The organism is Streptomyces sp. NPDC055013 (assembly GCF_053608645.1).
In genome coordinates this window covers 90,506-109,315 of sequence record NZ_JBSGVW010000014.1, presented here as the reverse complement: position 1 = coordinate 109,315, position 18,810 = coordinate 90,506, and the positions used below count along the sequence as shown (strand labels likewise).

The following is an 18,810-nucleotide window of genomic DNA, read 5'->3' as shown; positions in this document are numbered from 1 at the left end:
ACGTCCCTCTTTGGGTGCCCCGCGTCGCAGTGGGCGTGCATGAAGCCGGACGGGCCGAGATGCCCGTCCGGCTTCATGAGGTCACGCTCCGCTGCGCTGCCCCGGCAGGGCCGCCCGGCCTCCGATGTACAGCTCGCGCCCGTTCTCGGAGTGAGCGGGCGGGCCTACGGGGGCCGGGGTGCGGCGGGTCTGGGGCGGGACCGGGCCGCCCTCCGCGTACGGGCTGGGCGGGGGGCCCGAGGGCGCCGAGCCCGGGCCGACCGTGGGCTCCGCGTCCGTCGGCCGCTCACTCTGCGGGCGGCGCGCACGGTACGCCGCCCGGTACGCGGCCGGCGACGAGCCGAGCTGGCGGCGGAAGTGACCGCGCAGTGCCACCGGGGAGCGGAAGCCGCAGCGGCCCGCCACCTCGTCCACCGAGTAGTCCGATGTCTCCAGCAGCCGCTGCGCCTGCAGCACCCGCTGGGTGATCAGCCACTGCAGCGGCGCGCTCCCGGTCAGGGAGCGGAAGCGGCGGTCGAAGGTGCGGCGGCTCATGTACGCGCGTGCCGCCAGCGTCTCGACGTCGAACTGCTCGTGCAGGTGCTCCAGCGCCCAGGCGACGACCTCGGCCAGCGGGTCGGCGCCGATCTCCTCTGGTAAAGATCGATCGAGGTAGCGCTCCTGACCGCCGGTCCGGCGCGGCGGGACCACCAGGCGGCGGGCCAGAGCTCCGGCCGCCTCGTTGCCGTGGTCCGTCCGCACGATGTGGAGACAGAGGTCGATGCCGGCCGCCGTGCCCGCCGACGTCAGTACGTCGCCGTCGTCCACGAAGAGTTCTCGCGGATCCACGTGCACCGACGGATAGCGCTTGGCCAGCGTCGGTGCGTACATCCAGTGTGTCGTCGCGGGGCGGCCGTCCAGCAGACCGGCCGCTGCGAGGACGAAGGCGCCGGTGCACAGCCCGACTATGCGGGCGCCTTCCTCGTGCGCTCGGCGCAGGGCGTCGAGCGCATCCTCGGGCGGTGGCGAAGTGATCGAGCGCCAGGCCGGTACTACGACCGTGCCCGCCCTCGAGATCGCCTCCAGGCCATGTGGCGCGGTGAGTTCCAGGCCCCCTGTGGTCCGCAGTGGGCCTTCCTCGCCGCCGCACACAAGCAAGCGGTAGCGCGGCACGCCGGCGTCCTGGCGGTCTATCCCGAACACCGACAGCGGTATGGAACTCTCGAAGATGGGGCCGCCGCTGAACAGCAGCACCGCGACGATCTCCTTGCGGCGTCGCCCGGAAAGCTTCCGGGCCGCGGCTTCCGGCGCGGCAGTGGAGTCGTGGCTCATACTGCTAAGCCCCCCTCGGTGGTCGCGGCTCCTCGGTTGTGTCGCTCCTGCACGTTTCCCCTTGGTCCTGCACGAGTCCCCCGCCGTAGACAGTCAAGATCGAATCTACTGTGTCGCGTCACGCCTGAGTGGCCGGTTCGGCACTCGGTAGATTGTCGACTTGGCAACTTGGCGTGAAGCATTCGATCACGAAGCGTTGCACTCACGGGCCGTGCAGGGAAGTGCGCCTTGTCGCAGTGGCCAATCCACGTAGGGTGCGCAGGGCCCCTTGGGCCCTTTCCGTGCAGGTGGAACGGGGGTTGGGGGGTGTTCTGGGCGGGGGATGCATGCGCGCCAGAAGTTGGCTGAAAAGCAGCGTGCCTGTGCGCGGAAACCGGTCAACCGACCGGTGTATTTCCCCCGGTGTGACGTCCGCCTCTATGTGCCCCTGTTCCGGTCCGGTGGTGACGTCCGCGGCGCCGGGGCGTCGGGCCGAACTGTTCCCCGGCCTTCAGGCGTGCCGCGCCGCGTTCCGACTGGCGCAGCAGCAGGCGGCACACGGCCGTGACGGCGGCCAGGCCGAAGGCGGTGCCGGCGGCGCCGGCGAGCGAGGTGCCGTACCAGAGGAGCACCACGGGGACGAGGACGCAGCTGAAGGCCGCCCAGCGGACCACGTCGGTGACGCTGTCCTCGGTGGGTGTGCGGGGTACGGGCATGGGGTGCGTGCTCCCTGGGCTCCCTGGGCGGTGGCTCGTGGTGATCAACGCATGCCCGGGCGGTCGGTCACTGGTACGCGGCCGTCATGACCACCGACGCAGGTGAACCCTGTGCAAACCGCCTGTACACCGCAGCAACCATTGCGTTACGGGCGCACCCTCGTGCATGCTCCCTGGAACCCGCACCGACCGAGAGCGGGGATCTGGGCTAAGGAGGCGTGCCGCCGTACCCTTGGGGTATGGGGTTGGGAAGACCATTCCCGGACACAGCTCCGCCACACTGCTGCATCCGTCAACGAGCTCCGCTCGCGGGCCCACCCATAAAGGATCAATACGCCGAGACAGCCATGGCCGGTCACGAATTCTTCGAACCCGCGGACCGCAAGCGGCCCGTCGCCGACCCCACGGCGGCCGAGCCCCTGGCGGCGGAACAGCCACGCCATTCCTGCGACCCCGCTTTCAAGCACGGCGTCGTCGTCGGCTTCGACGGCTCCACGTCCAGTGAGCGCGCCCTCGCGTACGCCATCGGTATGGCTCATCGCTCCGGGTCGGCCCTGATCATCGTCCACGTCGCCAACCGGCTGCCCACCACGGTGTGGGCGGGCTGCGAGCCGCCGGTCTTCGTCGACGTGCCGGACCACCGCACCGAGGTGCTCGGCCTCGAACTCGCCTGCGCGGAGTACCTCGCCGAGGTGCCCTGGATCCTCGTCGAGCGCGGCGGGGACATCTGCCACGAGCTCGAAGAGGTCGGGCGGGAGTACGAGGCGGACGCGATCGTGGTCGGTTCCACGCACGGCATCGTCGGGCGGCTCTTCGGCTCCGTGGCGGGGCGGCTCGCCAAGCGGGCCAAGCGCCCCGTCGTTGTCATTCCGTAACTCGCCGTTGTCCCAGGTGAGATGAGCCGTTCGGGACGCCGCCCCCCTTCTTGCGATGCGTGAACTTACTCGCGCGTAGAGGTGTTTGTGCCTTTGTGAAGGGCATATAACGCTCACTGCACAACTGCACATGCATGAAGGGAGCCCGCCGTGGACAACGACGTCTCTGCGGGAAGCGGAATAACCACCGTGGTCGGCCGACTCGCCCTCGGTGTCACCCTGTTGGCCTTCGGGCTGGGGTACGCCGATGTGATCGACGGCGTGTCGGCTGCTGACGCCGTATCAATCGCCCAGTACGTGGGCGGCATTGCCCTCTTCGTCGCCGGCCTGATGGCCCTGCGCGACCGTGACTCCGCTAACGGGACCGCGTTCGTGACGCTCGGCGCCCTGTGGTTCACGTGGGCCGTCTCTGCCGACAACCAGGTGTCCGCCAACGCGGCCGGGTTGTTCCTGCTGCTGTTCGCCCTCGTGGCGCTGACGCTGACCCTCGCGGGGGGAGACCAGCTCGGTCAGGCCGCGTACGGGTTGTTCTTCGTGTCCCTGCTGCTCATGGCCATCGGGGGCTTCGCGGACAACGACGGGCTCACCAAGGTGGGCGGCTGGTTCGCCGTCGCCGCGGGTGCGGTGGCCTGGTACGCCGCGACCGCGGCTCTCGCGCACTGGCCGACCGCACTTCCGCGACGCGCTGCGGGCCGGGGGGTGACGGCCACCGGTTAGCTGCGCCGGCTGGGGGTTGGGCGGCCCCCGGCGTTGAAAACGGACCCCCCGTGAGCGGTGGCATCACGTGGGGGTCCGTCGCGTTGTGTGGCCTCTGCGGGTGCGTGGGGGCTTGTCGCGCAGTTCCCCGCGCCCCTGAAGACAGGGGCTGCGCCCCTGAGAAGGGGCTGACTACTCCACCGTTACCGACTTGGCGAGGTTGCGCGGCTTGTCGATGTCCCGGCCCAGGGTCAAGGCCGTGTGGTAGGCGAGGAGTTGGAGGGGGATGCCCATCAGGATGGGGTCCAGTTCGTCCTCGTTCTTGGGGACGACGATCGTCTGGTCGGCCTTTTCCTGGGGCTGGTGGGCCACCGCGAGGATCTTGCCGCTGCGGGCCTTGATCTCTTCCATGGCGGCGCGGTTCTTCTCCAGGAGGTCGTCGTCGGGGACGATCGCGACCGTGGGGAGGGCCGGCTCGATCAGGGCCAGCGGGCCGTGCTTGAGCTCGGAGGCCGGGTAGGCCTCGGCGTGGATGTACGAGACCTCCTTGAGCTTGAGGGAGGCCTCACGGGCGACCGGGTAGCCGCGGACGCGGCCGATGAAGAGCATCGAGCGGGCCTCGGCGTAACTCTGGGCCAGCTTCTCGATCTCGCCCTCCTGCTCCATGATCTCGGCGATCTGGGCGGGCAGCTTGCGCAGGCCCTCGATGATGCGCTTGCCGTCGCGGACCGAGAGGTCGCGGGTGCGGCCCAGGTGCAACGCCAGCAGGGCGAAGGCGACCGTCGTGTTCGTGAAGCACTTCGTCGAGACCACGCAGACCTCGGGGCCGGCGTGCACGTAGATGCCGCCGTCGGCCTCGCGGGCGATCGCGGAGCCGACCACGTTCACGATGCCCAGGACCCGCGCGCCCTTGCGCTTCAGCTCCTGGACGGCGGCGAGGACGTCGTAGGTCTCGCCGGACTGGGAGACCGCGATGTAGAGGGTGTCGGGGTCCACCACGGCGTTGCGGTAGCGGAACTCCGAGGCGGGCTCGGCGTCCGCGGGGATGCGGGCCAGCTCCTCGATCATCTGGCCGCCGATCATGCCCGCGTGGTACGAGGTGCCGCAGCCGAGGATCTTCACGCGGCGGATCTTGCGGGCCTCGCGGGCGTCCAGGTTGAGGCCGCCGAGGTGCACGGTGGAGAAGCGGTCGTCGATGCGGCCGCGCAGGACGCGGTCCACGGCCTCGGCCTGCTCGTGGATCTCCTTGTGCATGTACGTGTCGTGGCCGCCCATGTCGTACGACGCGGCCTCCCACTCGACGGTCGTGGGCTCGGCCGTCGTACGGGTGCCCTCCGTCGTGTACGTGCGGAAGTCGTCGGCCTTGAGGGTGGCCATCTCGCCGTCGTCCAGCGTCACTATCTGCCGGGTGTGGGCGACCAGGGCCGCGATGTCCGAGGCTACGAACATCTCCTTCTCGCCGATGCCGAGGACGACCGGGGAGCCGTTGCGGGCGACGACGATGCGGTCCGGGAAGTCGGCGTGCAGGACCGCGATGCCGTACGTGCCCTCGATGAGGCGCAGCGTCTCGCGGACCTTGTCCTCGAGCTTCTCCGCCTGCGAGCGGGCGATGAGGTGGACGAGGACCTCGGTGTCGGTCTCGGAGAGGAACTCGACGCCGTCCGCCTCCAGCTTGCGGCGCAGGTCGGAGGCGTTGTCGATGATGCCGTTGTGGACGACGGCGACCTTGCCCTCGGCGTCCAGGTGCGGGTGGGCGTTCACGTCGGAGGGGGCGCCGTGGGTGGCCCAGCGGGTGTGGGCGATGCCGGTCGTGCCCTTGAAACGCGCCGGGACCTTGGCTTCCAGGTCGCGCACCCGGCCCTTGGCCTTGACCATCTTCAGGGCGGGCGCCTTCGGGGAGGAGACGACCACGCCGGCCGAGTCGTAGCCGCGGTACTCCAGACGCTGCAGGCCCTCCAGCAGCAGGGGCGCCACGTCACGCTTCCCGATGTATCCGACGATTCCGCACATATATATAGGTATCCCTAGCCGTAGACGATGCGGCGCAGCTGGCGGAGCGTGAGCTCCGGTGGTGCCACCGCCCGGTATTTCAGGTCCGCCTCGATCCGTTCGAAGATCTCCGCGTTCACCAGGCCCTGGGCCTGCAGCTCGCGGTGGCGGCGACGGACGACCTCCTCGGTCGTCTCGTCGAAGTAGGCGAGCACGTCCTGGATCACCCGCAGTGCCTCGCCCCGGCTGAGGGGCGTGCTGCGGGTCAGGTGATCAACAAGGTCGTCGTGCACTCGGTAGATCCTGGGGTATGGGGGAGAGCTTCGCAAGAATCTTGCCCGATTTCGGGCAGGCGCCCGGTAATCGGCTGGCAATCTCCTGTTGGAACTCCTTGGAAGAACATTGAGGGTCTCATGGGAGCCTGTTCCGGAGCCGTCCATACCGCGGTCCGCATCTCGTTGCCTGAGGGGACGAGTTTCGGACGCCATGGACATTCCTCGCATGGGAGTACCCCAGCAGCTGGCCGAGCGCATGAGCATGGCCGAGCAGCACGAGTACCTGCGCGCCAAGTTCTCGCGGCGCACGATGATCAGAGGCGGCGCCGTCACACTGGGCGCCGTCGCGGGTGGCGCGTTCGTACCCGGCGCCACCGCTCAGGCCGCCGTGCCGACGCGGACGGCCCCGCGCACCGAGACCGTCGACGGTGCCCTCGTCGCCCCCTTCGGCCGCCACCTCGCCTACGGCAACGACGCGCGCACCGAGATGACCGTCTCGTGGCAGGTCCCGGTCGCCGTGAAGAAGCCGTTCGTCCGGATCGGCGCCCACCCCTGGGACCTCTCCCGCAAGATCGAGGCCGAGGTCCGCACCCTCCACACCCCGGCCGGCGTCGGGGCGAGTGCCGACCACACGCAGTACTACGTCCACGCCAGGCTCAGCCACCTGCGCCCGGGCCGGACGTACTACTACGGCGTCGGCCACCAGGGCTTCGACCCCGCCGAGTCGCACCTGCTCGGCACCCTGGGCACCTTCACCACCGCGCCCGGCCACAAGGAGCCGTTCACCTTCACGGCCTTCGGCGACCAGGGCGTCAGCTATCACGGCCTCGCCAACGACAGCCTGCTCCTCGGCCAGAACCCCGCCTTCCACCTGCACGCCGGTGACATCGCGTACGCCGACCCGGCCGGCCAGGGCAAGTCCGCCGACACCGGCTTCGACGCGCGGGTGTGGGACCAGTTCCTGGCCCAGACCGAGTCCGTCGCCAAGTCGGTGCCGTGGATGGTGAGTTACGGCAACCACGACATGGAGGCCTGGTACTCGCCCAACGGCTACGGCGGCGAGGAGGCCCGCTTCACGCTCCCCGACAACGGGCCGGACCGGAGGAACCTGCCGGGCGTCTACTCCTTCGTCCACGGCAACACCGCGATCATCTCGCTCGACCCGAACGACGTGTCGTACGAGATCCCCGCCAACCTCGGCATCTCCGGCGGCACGCAGACCAAGTGGTTCGAGGCGCAGCTGAAGAAGTTCCGGGCGGCCCACGACATCGACTTCGTCGTCGTGTTCTTCCACCACTGCGCGTACTGCACCTCCACCGCGCACGCCTCGGAGGGGGGCGTGCGCCAGGAGTGGGTGCCGCTGTTCGAGAAGTACCAGGTGGACCTGGTCATCAACGGCCACAACCACCAGTACGAGCGCACGGACGTGATCAAGGGCGACAAGGTCGCGAAGAAGCTGGAGATCGGCGGCACGGCGTACCCCGAGACCGAGGGCGTGGTGTACGTGACCGCGGGTGCGGCGGGCCGCAGCCTGTACGCGTTCAGCGCTCCGGACTCCTACGAGGGGCACGAGAACGAGGTCGACTCCGTGGCCTCGTTCGTCAACCGCGAGGACGGCAAGCAGAACGAGACGGTCGCCTGGTCGCGGGTGCGCTACCTCGACTACTCGTTCCTGCGCGTGGACGTCCAGCCCGCCTCGCGGGGCCGTTACGCCACCCTGAAGGTCCAGGGCATCGCCGAGACCGGTGACCGGATCGACCACTTCACGGTGGCCCGCCGGGCCAAGTAGGCCCACGCGGGGCCCGGCAAGTCCGCTACATCCGCTTGAGAACCGCCTGTTTGGCCAAGGTGAACTCCTCGTCCGTCAGCACCCCCGTGCGATGGAGCTCGCCGAGTTCGCGCAGGCGGCGCAGCAGGGCGTCGTGATCGTCCTCGGCGGCCGCGACCGGAGGGGAAGGCAGCTCCGGTCGCGCGTCCGCCCCGTCCGTGCCGGTGGCCCTGGCCGGATGCGGGAGGCGGGCCTGGACCGCCGCCGCGACCAATGCCATCAGCGGGTCCTTCTTGAAGCCCCACAGCTCCACCGCGTTCGGGTCGTACTTGGGCGGGGCCTTGGTGGGCGCGTTCCTGACGGTGAAGCGGAGGTGGCCGTTCTCCAGGCCCGCCGCCGGATGCCACTCCACGGCCGAGATGTCGGTGACCGTGAGGGAGCGGCTGCCGGCGGCGGCCTTGGCGTCCTCTGTCTTCCAGTTCCACTCCAGGCGGATGTTCTCGCCGTCGAAGGTCGCGGTGCCGTCCCCGGCGGAGACCGACAGGGGCACCGAGGGGCCCGGCAGCAGATACGCGTCGACGGGGTCGGCGGGGACCTGGTCGAGCAGCAGGGCGTTGCGCACCTCGTCCACGAAGTACTCGGCGACGCCGTAGCGATCGGACTCGACGATCAGCTGATACGGGTCGTTGGGCTCGGTGAGCCGGCCACCGGTGGCGTGCAGCAGCGGGTCGGCGCCGTCGCGCAGCCGCAGTCGCAGCCGCCCGGCCTTCTTGCCCTGCTCGAAGGAGACCCCCGCCAACGCCCCCAGGGGGAGGACCAGTTCACCCAGCGTCTTGCGGAACAGGCTGACGTTCTTGTCCCGTCCGGGAGTCAGCCGCAGTGCATCGCCGTCGAAGACCCACGTGCCGTCCTTCTGGATGATTTCCGCCATGGGGTGGATTGTTCCACCAGTCTCACGAGAGAGTGGTCCAGACCTCTTGGAGTCCCGGGGCCGACGGCTCAAGGGCTCAACCGCTCATGGAAGGGACGGCTTTGTGAGACAGCGCCACAGATCGTTTCGCCTTCTCGGTTGCCTGCTGCTGGTCGCGATGGGTGTCTCCGTGACGGGAGCCGCTCCCGCACCGGCGGCAACGACCACCCCGCTCGACCGGGTGGTCCCCGCGCCCGCCTCGGTCGCCCCGAGCGGATCCCCCTACCGGATCACCCGCGGTACACACATACGCGTCGACGACTCCCGCGAGGCCCGCCGTGTCGGCGAGTACCTCGCGGCCGTCCTGCGCCCCTCCACGGGCTACCGCATCCCCGTCACCGCCCACGGTGGCGGCGGCATCCAACTGCGCCTGGCGAAGGGTCCGTACGGCGCCGAGGGCTACCGCCTCGACAGCGGCCGCAAGGGCGTCACCATCACCGCGGCCAAGCCCGCCGGGCTCTTCCACGGCGTCCAGACCCTGCGCCAGCTGCTGCCGGCGGCCGTCGAGAAGGACTCCGTCCAGCGGGGCCCCTGGCTGGTCGCGGGCGGCACGATCAAGGACACCCCCCGCTACGGCTGGCGCGGCGCCATGCTCGACGTCTCCCGGCACTTCTTCACCGTCGACCAGGTCAAGCGCTACATCGACCAGCTCGCCCTCTACAAGATCAACAAGCTGCATCTGCACCTCAGCGACGACCAGGGCTGGCGCATCGCCATCGACTCCTGGCCGCGCCTGGCGACCTACGGCGGCTCGACCCAGGTCGGCGGCGGTCCCGGCGGCCACTACACCAAGGCCGACTACAAGGAGATCGTCCGGTACGCGTCCTCCCGCTATCTGGAGGTCGTCCCCGAGATCGACATGCCCGGCCACACCAACGCCGCCCTCGCCTCGTACGCCGAGCTGAACTGCGACGGCGTGGCGCCGCCGCTCTACACCGGCACCGAGGTCGGCTTCAGCTCGCTGTGCGTCGGCAAGGACATCACGTACGACTTCGTGGACGACGTGATCCGGGAGCTCGCCGCGCTCACGCCGGGCAAGTACCTCCACATCGGCGGGGACGAGGCGCACTCGACCAGCCACGAGGACTATGTGAAGTTCATGGACCGGGCACAGCCGCTCGTCGCCAAGTACGGCAAGACGGTGGTGGGCTGGCATCAGCTGACCGGGGCGACCCCCTCGCGGGGGGCGGTGGCGCAGTACTGGGGGCTGGACGGCACGAGTGCCGAGGAGAAGGCCCAGGTCGCCGAGGCCGCGCAGAACGGGACGGGGATCGTGCTGTCTCCGGCCGACCGGATCTACCTCGACATGAAGTACACGGCGGACACTCCGCTGGGGCTGGACTGGGCCGGTCTGGTCGAGGTGAAGCGGTCGTACGACTGGGATCCCGGCAACTACCTTGCCGGGGCGCCCGCTTCGGCGATCCGGGGTGTCGAGGCGCCGCTGTGGAGCGAGACGCTCACCAAGTCCGCGGACATCGAGTACATGGCCTTCCCGAGGCTGCCGGGCGTGGCCGAGCTGGGCTGGTCGCCGGCTTCCACGCATGACTGGGACGCGTACAAGGTACGGCTTGCTGCGCAGGCTGAGCGGTGGGAGGCGTTGGGGATCGGGTTCTATCGGTCGCCGCAGGTGCCTTGGCCTTCGGCGTGAGCGCGGTTCTTCGTCTGCCGGCCCTGTGGGGGCTGGTCGCGCAGTCTGCCGCGCCCCTTGAGGGCGTTGCCGCCAAGGCCCCTTAGATGCGCCGACGGGCACCCCGGGGGACCGTACCCCGGGGTGCCCGTCTGTCTGTGTGGGGCCGTGGACTACAGCCCTGCGAGGGGGTTCTTCAGGTTGCCGACCAGCTGGAGGGCGCCGGCCGGGTCTGCGAGGTCGACCATCTGCTTGTTGTTGCGCAGCTGGAGGCGGTTGAGGCAGGACAGGGCGAACTCGGGGGCGAACATGTCGTACTGCTTGAACTTGTCGGCGAGTTCGGGCACCGAGTGCTGGTAGTCGCGGGTGACCTCGGCGACCGTGCGCCAGAAGTCGTCCTCCTCCAGGATTCCCTCGGCCGCGAGGTTCGCGGCGAGGAAGCGGAAGAAGCAGTCGAAGACGTCCGTGAAGATGGACAGGAGCTTCTTGTCCTCAGGGACGTCCACCCGCAGCCGCTCGACCGTCGGCGGCAGCACCGCGTCCGGGTCCATGACCGCGATCTCCTCGGCGATGTCCTTGTAGATCGCGCGCTCGACGACGCCGTCCCGCAGGGCCAGGATCACGTTCTCGCCGTGCGGCATGAAGACGAGGTCGTAGGCGTAGAAGCTGTGCAGCAGCGGGGTGTAGTACGCCTTCAGGTAGCGGCGCAGCCACTCCACCGGCGTCAGCCCCGACTGCGCGATCAGCGCGCCCGCGAAGGACGCGCCCTCGTCGTCGACGTGGACGAGGGCGGCCATGGTGGCCAGCGACTCGCCCTCCTTCAGGGAGGCGACCGGGCTCTCGCGCCACAGGGCCGCCAGCATCTTGCGGTACGGCGAGTAGCGGTCCGTGGCCGCCTCGTACTCCAGGTGCCGGTAGCCGACGGCGGCGCGCTCGCGGATGATCGACAGGCCGGTGTCCCGCAGCACCGGGTCGTTGTCGATGAGCTGCGCGAGCCAGTCGTTGATGGCCGGGGTCGCCTCCATGTACGCCGCCGAGAGGCCGCGCATGAAGCCCATGTTGATGACGGACAGGGCCGTCTTCACGTAGTGCTTCTCGGGGCTGGACCGGTTGAAGAAGGTCCGGATCGACTGCTGGGCCAGGTACTCGTCGTCGCCCTCGCCGACGCAGACGAGGTGCCCGCGGGCGACCTCGGCGGCAAAGGTGACGGTGAGCTTGTTCCACCACTGCCAAGGGTGGACGGGGATGAGGAGATAGTCGGCGGGGTCGAGGTCCTGGTCGCGCAGGACGCCGTTGAAGCGCTCGACGGTCTCCTCGCCCAGCTCCTGCCGTACGAAGGACTCGTACTCGATGCCGACACCGGCTGTGAAGGCCGCCCGGTCGCGGTGCGCCGCCAGCCAGACCAGCCGGACGGGGCTCGCGGTCTCGGGGGCGTACGACAGGTACTCGTGGATGCCGAAGCCGAGCCGCCCGTTGTTGGCGACGAAGCAGGGATGGCCCTCGGTCATGCCGGTCTCGATGGCCTGGAAGCCGGACTTCACGAGCTCGGCGACCGGGACCTGCGGCTTGGTGAGCTTGTAGCAGGTGCCGGAGAGGGTGGAGGAGATCTCCTCCAGGTAGACCGGCAGGACCTCCTCGCTCAGGCCCAGGGACTTCTGCAGCTCGATGAAGAAGTCCAAAGCGGCGAGCGGGAGTTCCGCGCCGTCCCGGTGACGGGTGATCGAGTCGGCGTCGACCTGCCAGTGGTCGAGGGCCCGGATCACCGCCTTGAAGGTGTACCGCGTCAGACCGTCGTCGCTGCGGACGACGTACTCGCCGGCGCCGGTGGCCTCCGGCGTGATGAGCCGCTCGTGGGCGAACTCGGCAAGACCCTTGCGGATCAGGAGGCGGTTGGCCCGCGCCCAGCGGTGGGGGGACAGATGCGCTACGGCGTCGGACAGGGTCATACAGCTACTCCTCGTGCGGCCAGGAACTGCTCGCGCGTGCAGAAGCTCAGCAGCGCGCGCTTCTCCGGCTTGTCGATCTCACGTTCGGGCACGAAGCCGACGGCCTCGTTCAGCGCGTGCACGGCCTTGTTGCCCACGTCGGGCTCCACGACGACCCGGCGGGTGCGCGGGTCGGCGAACAGCTCCTCCATCACGGCGGTGATGACGGCCCTGGTGAAGCCGCTGATCGGGCGGTCGGTGGGGGCGACCAGGAAGTGCATGCCGACGTCGCCGGGCTCGGGGTCGTACAGGCCGACCAGTTCGACGTACCGGGGGTCGTAGCTCTCCATCAGGAAGGCCGGTTCGCCGTCGTGCAGGCCCAGATACGCGTGGTGGTGCTCGTGGGCCGCGATGCGCATGTACTCGCGCTCGACGTCCTGGAGTTTGGCGTCCTGCATCATCCAGAAGGCCGCCTTGGGGTCGGTGACCCAGCCGTGCAGCAGCTCGGCGTCCTTCAGGGGATCGAGGGCGCGGACGGTGAAGGTGCCGATGCTCATACGGAGAACTCCTGGAACGCGATGCTCTTCTCGACCGGGTAGTACTCGGTGCCGAGCAGCTCGCGGATGATGTACGCGTTCCGGTACGGGCCCATGCCCAGGTCCGGGCTCGTGATGCTGTGCGTGTGGACGCCGGCGTTCTGGAGGAAGACCCCGCGGCCGGTGACGTCGATCGCGTAGTTGCGGGCGACGTCGAAGTTGCCCTGCGAGTCGTAGACCAGGCGGTCCTTCACGGGCGCGAGGAACTCCGGCTCGGCGTACTTGTAGCCGGTGGCCAGCACCAGGCCCTGCGAGTCGAGGTCGAAGTCCTTGTGCTGCTCCACCTGGCGGAAGGACAGCGTGTACGTGCCGTTCTCGTACGTCGCGCCGTGCAGCGAGGAGTTGGTGAGCAGTCGGGTGGGGACCGGGCCGCCGAGGTTCTTCTGGTAGAGCAGGTCGAAGATCTCGTTGATCAGGTCGCCGTCGATGCCCTTGAACAGGCCCTTCTGCTCGGCGGTGAGGCGGTAGCGGGTCGCCTCCGGCAGCTCGCGGAAGTAGTCGACGTACTCCGGCGACGTCATCTCCAGCGTGAGCTTGGTGTACTCCAGCGGGAAGAAGCGCGGGGAGCGGGTGACCCAGTTCAGCCGGTAGCCGTGGACGTCGATCTCGCTGAGCAGGTCGTAGTAGATCTCCGCCGCGGACTGCCCGGAGCCGACCAGCGTGATCGACTCCTTCTTCTGCAGCTCCGCCTTGTTCTGCAGATAGCGGGAGTTGTGGATGAAGTCGCCGCCCAGGCCCTGGCAGGCCTCGGGTACGAAGGGCGGGGTGCCGGTGCCGAGGACCAGGTGACGGGCGCGGTAGGTGTCACCGGCGGTCGTCGTCACGACGTACAGGTCGTCCTCGTACGTCACCTCGGCGACCGTCGTGCCGAAGCGGATGCTGCTCAGCTTGTTCGCGGCCCAGCGGCAGTAGTCGTCGTACTCGATCCGCAGCGGGTAGAAGTTCTCGCGGATGTAGAACGAGTACAGCCGGCCCTTCTCCTTCAGGTAGTTCAGGAAGGAGTACGGCGAGGTCGGGTCGGCCAGCGTGACCAGGTCCGACATGAACGGGGTCTGGAGGTGGGCGCCGTCCAGGAACATGCCCGCGTGCCACTCGAAGTCCGGCTTCGACTCCAGGAAGACGCCGTCGAGCTCGTCGATCGGCTCGGTCAGGCAGGCGAGGCCGAGGTTGAACGGGCCGAGCCCGATCCCCACGAAGTCATGGGTTTTGGTCGGGTTTTCAGGACGCGCGGTCAAGGGACTCTCCCAGGTACTGCTCGGCGTGGCCGGCGATCAGGTCGAGGACGGCGGCGATGTCTTCGGTCGTCGTCTCGGGGTTGAGCAGGGTGAACTTCAGGTAGTGGCGGCCGCCCACCTTGGTGCCCGCGACCACCGCGTCGCCGGAGGCGAACAGGGCCTTGCGGGCGTACAGGTTGGCGCGGTCGATCTCGGCGGGGTCGGTGACGGCCGGCGGGATGTAGCGGTAGACCAGGGTGGACAGGGTCGGCTCGACCACGACGTCGAAGCGCGGGTCGGCGGCCAGCAGCTTCCAGCCCTCCACCGCCAGGTCGCAGACCTCGTCGAAGAGCTGCCCGATGCCGTCGGCGCCCATGGTGCGCAGGGTCATCCACAGCTTGAGGGCGTCGAAACGACGGGTCGTCTGCAGGGACTTGTCGACCTGGTTGGGGATGCGCTCGGTGACCATACGGCGCGGGTTGAGGTACTCCGCGTGGTACGTCGCGTGGCGCAGCGTCGAGGCGTCACGGACCAGCACGGCCGAGGAACTGACCGGCTGGAAGAAGGACTTGTGGTAGTCCACGGTGACCGAGTCGGCGCGCTCGATGCCGTCGATACGGCCCCGGTACTTCACGGAGGCGAGCAGACCGCAGCCGTAGGCGGCGTCGACGTGCATCCAGGTGCCGAACTGCTCGCACAGCTCGGCGATCTCGGGCAGCGGGTCGATCGAGCCGAAGTCGGTGGTGCCGGCGGTGGCGACGACGGCCATGGGGACCAGGCCGTCCTTCTTGCAGCGCTCCAGCTCATGGGCGAGCGCGACGGTCTGCATGCGCTTGTCGTGGTCGACGGGGATGGAGACCACCGCGTCCTGGCCGAGGCCCAGCAGCTTCGCCGACTTCTTCACGCTGAAGTGGCTGACCTCGGAGGCGAAGATGCGCAGTTTGGCCAGGCTGTCGGACTTGGCCTCCTCGCGGGCCAGCAGCAGCGCCTGGAGGTTGGACTGCGTGCCGCCGGAGGTGAAGACACCGTCGGCGTTCTCGCCGAGGCCTATTCGGTCGGTCGTCCAGTCGATGAGCTTGCGCTCGATGAGGGTGCCGCCGGCCGACTGGTCCCAGGTGTCCAGGGAGGAGTTGACGGCGGAGAGGATCGCCTCGCCGAGCACGGCCGGGATGACGACCGGGCAGTTGAGGTGGGCGAGGTAGCGGGGGTGGTGGAAGTAGATCGCGTCCCGGAGGTAGACGTCCTCCAGCTCGTCGAGGACCGCGGCGGGGTCGAGCAGCGGCTTGTCGAGGTCGATCGCGTCGATGGTCGGGGCGAGGGCGTCGACGGTGACACCGGTGAACGGACGGTCGGTGGCGGCGAGTTTGGCTGCCACCCGCTCTATACCTTCGGTCACGGAGCGGCGGTACTGCTCCGCGGTCGTGTCATTGAGCAGGTGCGAGCGCATGGGGAGGTCCTCCGGTGGGGACGGGCCGTGAAGTGCGGGGGTTGCAGTGGCGTACGAGGTGGGGGGTGCAACTTAGGTTAGCCTAACCTAAGTTCCTTTGAATCATGGCAGCGTCAAGGGTGACTGCGATCACTTACGCAGTGGAAGCCGCCCGATTGCCTTGCTTTCGGGGGCGGTTATCCCTGCTCGCGCAGTTGCTCCTCGCTCAGCCCCTGCCTCCAGTACCCCACGAAGGTCACCCGGCGCCGGTCCACCCCGCGCTCGCCGACGAAGTGGCGGCGCAGCGTCTTCACGCAGCCGGACTCGCCCGCGATCCAGACGTACGGGTGTGCGGCGGCGGGGAGTTGGGCGGCGCGGATGGTGTCGAGGGCCATGGGGGACCCCTCGGGGCGCGTGCCCTCCTGGACCAGCCAGGTGATCTCGGCGTCGGCCTCGGTCATCAGGTCCTGGATGTCCCCGGCGTCGTGCACCTCCAGCCACACCCGGGCGCGGGTGCCGGCGGGCAGGGTCTCGAGGATGGCGGAGACGGCGGGCACGGCGGTGTCGTCGCCCCAGATGACGACCAGGTCGGTGTCCTGCGGCGGCCGGAACCGGATCGCGCGGTTGTCGGCGATGGCGGGACCGAGCAGCAGGACGCGGTCACCGGCGGTGGCGAGGGAGGCCCACCCGGAGGCGGGCCCGGCCGGGGTGTGCAGGACGAAGTCGATGTCGATCTCGTCGGGGTTCCGGCGCAGGGCGCGCAGCGTGTACGACCGCATCACGGCCCGTACGTCGTCCGGGAGTTCACGCCAGCCCTGCCACCAGCCGTCACCGAGCTCCAGGGGGACCTGCGGCTCGCTCTGGCCCGGGTGCGGCAGGAACAGCGAAAGGCTCTGGTCGCACCCGTCGGAGTGGAAGGCGTGCAGATCGGTCCCGGCGAAGGTGACCCGCACCAGAGACGGACCGAGCCGCCTCGTCCGTACGACCTGGAGGGAGAAGAAACGGAACGGGGCGGCTACGGCGGTCGTCACAGTGACTCCTAGCTGACCTTCTTGGCCTTCTCGATGGCCTCCGCGAGGCTCGTGAGAAGCGGCGTGCACTTGTCGTAGGACAGGATCGGCTCGGGGGAGCGGGCGATGACCTGACCGGCCTTCACCGCGGGCAGCTTCTTCCAGGTGGCCTCGGTGATGTCGGCCGGCTGGATCGTCGAGGAGCGGTCGTCCATCATGATGATGTCGGCCGGGTACTTGTCGACGTTCTCCCAGCTGAGGCTCTCGAACCAGCCGCCCTCGTCCTTGGCGCTCTCCGGCGGCTCGACGAACTTCACGCCGAGGGCCTTGAAGTACTCGAGGTCGATGGAGAGGTTGGTGCCGGAGACGTAGAAGATGTCCTGGCTCGCGGAACCGGCCATCACCTTGATCTCGGGGCGGGCCTTGGCGGCCTTGCGCAGACGCTCCGCGGCGGCCTCGAAGTCCTTCTTGGACTGGGCGATCTTGTCGGCCTTCAGGTCCGCGCCGAGGGACTCCGCCAGCTCCCACATCTTCTGCAGCGGCTGGGTGATCTGGCGGTCGAAGACGGAGATCGCGGCGCTCGGGGCGAGCTTGGCGATCTTGTCCTTGGAGGCCTCCGGGACGTACCAGAGGGTGCCCGCGCTGTCGAAGGTCGTGGAGATGAGGACCTCGGGGGCGAACGCCGCGTACTCCTCGACGTTGAACTGGTCCCAGACGTTGCCGAAGACCGTCAGCTTGCTGACGTCCATGTCGCCGGCCTGGACGTCGGCCTTGCCGTCCTGCGTCTTGGTGGGGCCGAAGACGCCCTTGACCTCGATGCCGTAGTCGTGGAGGGCGGCCGCGACGCCGACGAAGGCCGCGATCTTCGTGGGGACCTTGTCGAGCTTCACGGTGGTGCCGCGGTCGTCCTTGAACGTCCAGGGGCCGGACTTGGCAGCGTTCGTGGCCTCGTCCGAGCCACCGTTTTTCGCGTCGTCGTCCCCGCAGGCCGCGAGCACGGCCCCGAGGCCGAGGGCGCCGCCCGCGGCGAGGATGCCGCGACGGGTGAGGTGGGTGGCTCTTGCGTTGGACATGGGTACGCTGCTTTCGAACAGGGCGGATCACCGGCCGGACAATTCGAAGGTAGGTTAGCCTAACCTGAGCTCGTGTCCAGGGGTGGGGTCCTTGTGATCGAAGTTGTGTGCACCCTGTGAAGCGGCTTCATGCGACCGACAAGGCCCAACGCCCTTGCATTCAAGGGTCGTTGGGCCTCGCTCAAGCGGTCGGCGGACTCAGCCCACGAGCCCCAGCTCCCGCGCGATCAGCATCCGCTGCACCTCGCTCGTGCCCTCCCCGATCTCCAGGATCTTGGAGTCCCGCCACATCCGGGCCACCGGGTACTCGTTCATGAAGCCGTAGCCGCCGTGGACCTGCGTCGCGTCGCGGGCGTTGTCGACCGCGATCGTGGACGAGTAGAGCTTCGCGAGCGCCGCCTCCTTCTTGAAGGGCTCCCCGGACACCAGGCGGGAGGCCGCGTCGCGCCAGGCGAGGCGGGCCGTATGGGCCTTCATCTCCATGTCGGCGATCTTGAACTGGATGGCCTGGTTGGCGCCGATGGGGCGGCCGAAGGCGTGACGTTCCTTCGCGTACTTCACCGACTCGTCCACACAGCCCTGCGCCAGGCCCGTCGCCAGTGCCGCGATGGCGATGCGGCCCTCGTCCAGGATGCGCAGGAACTGGGCGTACCCGCGGCCCTCCTCGCCGAGGAGGTTGGCCGCCGGGACGCGGACGTCCGCGAAGGACAGCTCACGGGTGTCGGAGGCGTTCCAGCCGACCTTGGAGTACGGCGCCGCGACCGTGAAGCCCGGGGTGCCGGACGGGACGATGATGGACGAGATGAGCGGCTTGCCGTCCGGCTTGCGGCCCGTCACCGCCGTGACCGTGACCAGGCCGGTGACGTCCGTACCGGAGTTGGTGATGAAGCACTTGGTGCCGTTGATCACCCACTCGTTCGTCGACTCGTCCAGGCGGGCCGTGGTGCGCGTCGCGCCCGCGTCCGAGCCGCCGTCGGGCTCGGTCAGGCCGAAGGCGCCGAGCATCTCGCCGGAGCACAGGCGGGGGAGCCACTCCCGCTTCTGGGCGTCGGTGCCGAACAGGTGGATCGGCATCGCGCCGAGAGAGACGCCCGCTTCGAGCGTGATGGCCACCGAGGAGTCCACGCGGGCCAGCTCCTCCAGCGCGATGCCCAGCGCCAGATAGTCGCCGCCCATACCGCCGTACTCCTCGGGGAACGGCAGGCCGAACAGGCCCATGCGGCCCATCTCCCGCACGATCTCGTACGGGAACTCATGGCGCTCGTAGAAGTCGCCGATCTTGGGCGCCACGACATCGTGGGCGAACGCCTCCACCGTGCGGCGGAGTTCCTCCAGTTCGGGGGAGAGACGGTGGTCCATG

Annotated in this window: 16 protein-coding genes; 4 read left to right on the top strand and 12 right to left on the bottom strand. The window is 69.0% G+C overall.

The window, feature by feature from the left end; all coding sequences use genetic code 11:
* Positions 1-81 precede the first annotated feature (81 nt).
* Positions 82-1,311, bottom strand: coding sequence for a helix-turn-helix domain-containing protein (locus tag ACWGDB_RS19935; protein ID WP_453823591.1), 1,230 nt, complete (start codon positions 1,309-1,311; stop codon positions 82-84).
* Positions 1,312-1,688: 377 nt separating this feature from the next.
* Entirely contained in the window at positions 1,689-2,006 is a 318-nt protein-coding gene (locus ACWGDB_RS19930; protein WP_383609079.1) for a hypothetical protein, read from the bottom strand.
* 347 nt (positions 2,007-2,353) lie between these two features.
* Between ACWGDB_RS19930 and ACWGDB_RS19925 the strand changes: the two genes are divergently transcribed.
* Together ACWGDB_RS19925 and ACWGDB_RS19920 are read left to right on the top strand one after the other, a co-directional pair.
* Complete coding sequence (locus ACWGDB_RS19925; protein ID WP_383609082.1) at positions 2,354-2,881, top strand: universal stress protein; 528 nt, start codon at positions 2,354-2,356, stop codon at positions 2,879-2,881.
* 150 nt (positions 2,882-3,031) lie between these two features.
* A complete protein-coding gene (locus ACWGDB_RS19920) occupies positions 3,032-3,598 on the top strand; it encodes a GPR1/FUN34/YaaH family transporter (RefSeq protein ID WP_453823590.1) in 567 nt (188 codons plus the stop codon).
* Positions 3,599-3,769: 171 nt separating this feature from the next.
* On the opposite strand, the gene glmS is transcribed toward ACWGDB_RS19920, so the two are convergent.
* Together glmS and ACWGDB_RS19910 are read right to left on the bottom strand one after the other, a co-directional pair.
* On the bottom strand, positions 3,770-5,587 hold the full coding sequence (glmS, locus tag ACWGDB_RS19915) for a glutamine--fructose-6-phosphate transaminase (isomerizing) (protein ID WP_453823589.1): 1,818 nt from the start codon (positions 5,585-5,587) through the stop codon (positions 3,770-3,772).
* Between the two features lie 14 nt (positions 5,588-5,601).
* Positions 5,602-5,859 carry a hypothetical protein gene (locus ACWGDB_RS19910; protein ID WP_328427477.1) on the bottom strand — a complete coding sequence of 86 codons (258 nt, stop codon included), beginning with the start codon at positions 5,857-5,859 and terminating at the stop codon, positions 5,602-5,604.
* A gap of 208 nt (positions 5,860-6,067) precedes the next feature.
* Between ACWGDB_RS19910 and ACWGDB_RS19905 the strand changes: the two genes are divergently transcribed.
* The gene (locus ACWGDB_RS19905) at positions 6,068-7,630 is read left to right on the top strand and encodes a purple acid phosphatase family protein (RefSeq protein ID WP_453823588.1); all 1,563 of its coding nucleotides are present in this window, start codon (positions 6,068-6,070) and stop codon (positions 7,628-7,630) included.
* A gap of 25 nt (positions 7,631-7,655) precedes the next feature.
* Here the strand turns inward: ACWGDB_RS19905 and ACWGDB_RS19900 are convergent, their stop codons facing one another.
* Positions 7,656-8,540, bottom strand: coding sequence for a DUF4429 domain-containing protein (locus tag ACWGDB_RS19900; RefSeq protein WP_453823587.1), 885 nt, complete (start codon positions 8,538-8,540; stop codon positions 7,656-7,658).
* A gap of 103 nt (positions 8,541-8,643) precedes the next feature.
* On the opposite strand from ACWGDB_RS19900, the gene ACWGDB_RS19895 reads away from it, so the two are divergent.
* Complete coding sequence (locus ACWGDB_RS19895; RefSeq protein ID WP_453823586.1) at positions 8,644-10,227, top strand: beta-N-acetylhexosaminidase; 1,584 nt, start codon at positions 8,644-8,646, stop codon at positions 10,225-10,227.
* A gap of 152 nt (positions 10,228-10,379) precedes the next feature.
* Here ACWGDB_RS19895 and ACWGDB_RS19890 read toward each other — a convergent pair whose 3' ends face one another.
* From ACWGDB_RS19890 to ACWGDB_RS19860, 7 genes are all read right to left on the bottom strand, one after another.
* Positions 10,380-12,152 carry an IucA/IucC family protein gene (locus ACWGDB_RS19890; RefSeq protein WP_453823585.1) on the bottom strand — a complete coding sequence of 591 codons (1,773 nt, stop codon included), beginning with the start codon at positions 12,150-12,152 and terminating at the stop codon, positions 10,380-10,382.
* Complete coding sequence (locus tag ACWGDB_RS19885; protein WP_453823584.1) at positions 12,149-12,688, bottom strand: GNAT family N-acetyltransferase; 540 nt, start codon at positions 12,686-12,688, stop codon at positions 12,149-12,151. The genes ACWGDB_RS19890 and ACWGDB_RS19885 overlap by 4 nt, the downstream gene beginning before the upstream one ends.
* Positions 12,685-13,962, bottom strand: a complete 1,278-nt coding sequence (locus ACWGDB_RS19880; RefSeq protein ID WP_453823583.1) for a lysine N(6)-hydroxylase/L-ornithine N(5)-oxygenase family protein — start codon at positions 13,960-13,962, stop codon at positions 12,685-12,687. The genes ACWGDB_RS19885 and ACWGDB_RS19880 overlap by 4 nt, the downstream gene beginning before the upstream one ends.
* Entirely contained in the window at positions 13,946-15,388 is a 1,443-nt protein-coding gene (gene desA, locus ACWGDB_RS19875) for a lysine decarboxylase DesA (RefSeq protein ID WP_453823582.1), read from the bottom strand. The genes ACWGDB_RS19880 and desA overlap by 17 nt, the downstream gene beginning before the upstream one ends.
* 176 nt (positions 15,389-15,564) lie before the next feature.
* Positions 15,565-16,398, bottom strand: coding sequence for a siderophore-interacting protein (locus ACWGDB_RS19870; protein ID WP_453823581.1), 834 nt, complete (start codon positions 16,396-16,398; stop codon positions 15,565-15,567).
* 8 nt (positions 16,399-16,406) lie between these two features.
* The gene (locus ACWGDB_RS19865) at positions 16,407-17,450 is read right to left on the bottom strand and encodes an ABC transporter substrate-binding protein (RefSeq protein ID WP_453823580.1); all 1,044 of its coding nucleotides are present in this window, start codon (positions 17,448-17,450) and stop codon (positions 16,407-16,409) included.
* Between the two features lie 198 nt (positions 17,451-17,648).
* The gene (locus ACWGDB_RS19860; protein ID WP_363037690.1) at positions 17,649-18,809 is read right to left on the bottom strand and encodes an acyl-CoA dehydrogenase family protein; all 1,161 of its coding nucleotides are present in this window, start codon (positions 18,807-18,809) and stop codon (positions 17,649-17,651) included.
* Position 18,810 lies beyond the last annotated feature (1 nt).